This is a genomic window from Nostoc sp. CCY0012 (genome assembly GCF_963920855.1).
GTDB lineage: Bacteria > Cyanobacteriota > Cyanobacteriia > Cyanobacteriales > Nostocaceae > Cyanocohniella.
The window spans coordinates 1-1439 of sequence record NZ_CAWUDM010000231.1; the positions used below are offsets into that span (position 1 = coordinate 1).

Genomic DNA, 1439 nt, shown 5'->3' on the forward strand with positions numbered 1-1439 from the left:
TTAGAAGGATTTACCAGTTAAGCACATATTCATAATTACCAACCAAAAATCATGACTAAAAAGCTAACTGACACAACCACTACCACCACAAAAGCGACATTAAAAAACCACGTTGCACCCAAAGCTAGAAGAATTGGCAATGTTTTAAAGTCTAAATTTGGTGTAAATCTGGCTGACTTTGATGCAGCATTGGGTGGAGATGTAGCATCTGCCCAAAAAATTGGGGAACTAGCAAGGCAAGGACGATTATCAGCCGAACTAGCGCCAAAACTTGCACAAGCTTACATCGAGATTATTAACGGTTCAGAAGCATAGTGCGATTCGTTGTTAGCTGAATCACGGTAAACAGCCCGTACATAAGCTAACCAACCCAATCCAATCATGGAAAAAGGTTGAACTCTCGGTCTGATATGGGTGAAAGTCCCATCTACCAGACTCAGGTATGACTCCCTACCTGCCCATGATGACCCGACTCGGTTTCGGGAGGTCAAAGCTGGGAACAGGACGCAATCAGACATCCGTTGTGGGATGACACTCGGCGTTAATGGGGAGTTCCCACGGTGAAACAGAGCCTTAAAAAGCAACCTACTGAGGAGCAGGACACAACATCAAAAACCTGACTCCACTGGAGTTAATTCCCGCCGCATTTTAAGCTAATAACGGCAAGAGTCTAGGGAATCCAGTGGTTGAAGTGGCTACACCTAACGGAACTAACAATCAACCGAGGGAACGAATAAAAACGGGTTGAGGGTCTAAGGGAGGTCGAACCCTATAAGTAGGCTGGACGAGCAGCGGAACTCCTTCAATTCGGGTAGGACAGACCGTAATTGGTCTGAGGTGTTCAGAATACACAAATTGGAGCAGAGCATGATTAGACACAGTGACAACACTAGTGAATCCTGGAAGACGTTACCCTGGAAGCAATTCCGCCGTAACCTATTCCGCCTACAAAGACGCGTGTACAAAGCGGTTCAAGTTGGAGACAAGCGCAAAGCTAAGTCCCTACAAAAGCTGATTCTGAAATCAACCGCAGCAAGATTACTGGCTATTCGTCAAGTAACACAGCTAAATGCTGGGAAAAAGACCGCAGGAATTGATGGCAAAAAGTCCCTGAATTTTCAGGAACGCTTCGAGCTTAATGAACTGCTAAAAGCATCCGTTAGCAACTGGAAACACCAGGAACTAAGAGAAATACCCATCCCCAAAAAGGACGGTACTATGAGGATGCTGAAAATCCCCACTATTGCAGATAGAGCATATCAATGCCTTATCAAATACGCATTAGAACCAGCACACGAAGCAACCTTCCACGCTAGGAGCTACGGGTTTAGGACGGGACGCTCGGCGCATGACGCGCAAAGACACCTATACAACAACCTAAGCTCCCAAGCCAACGGAATAGATAAACGAGTTATAGAACTCGATATCGAAAAATGTTT

General features: G+C 45.5%; 2 protein-coding genes. Both read left to right on the forward strand.

Annotated elements, in window-relative coordinates; translation table 11 throughout:
* The first annotated feature begins 51 nt into the window (after nt 1-51).
* Nucleotides 52-315: a hypothetical protein gene (locus ACM0OS_RS28880; RefSeq protein ID WP_414546603.1), complete on the forward strand. Its 264-nt coding sequence runs from the start codon at nt 52-54 to the stop codon at nt 313-315.
* Between the two features lie 552 nt (nt 316-867).
* On the forward strand, nt 868-1439 hold a 572-nt coding region (locus ACM0OS_RS28885; protein ID WP_414546604.1), incomplete at its 3' end, for a reverse transcriptase N-terminal domain-containing protein.

Excerpts from the sequence above, each read along its gene's own strand:
- ACM0OS_RS28880 (WP_414546603.1), top strand. The coding sequence starts at position 52 with ATGACTAAAAAGCTAACTGACACAACCACTACCACCACAAAAGCGACA.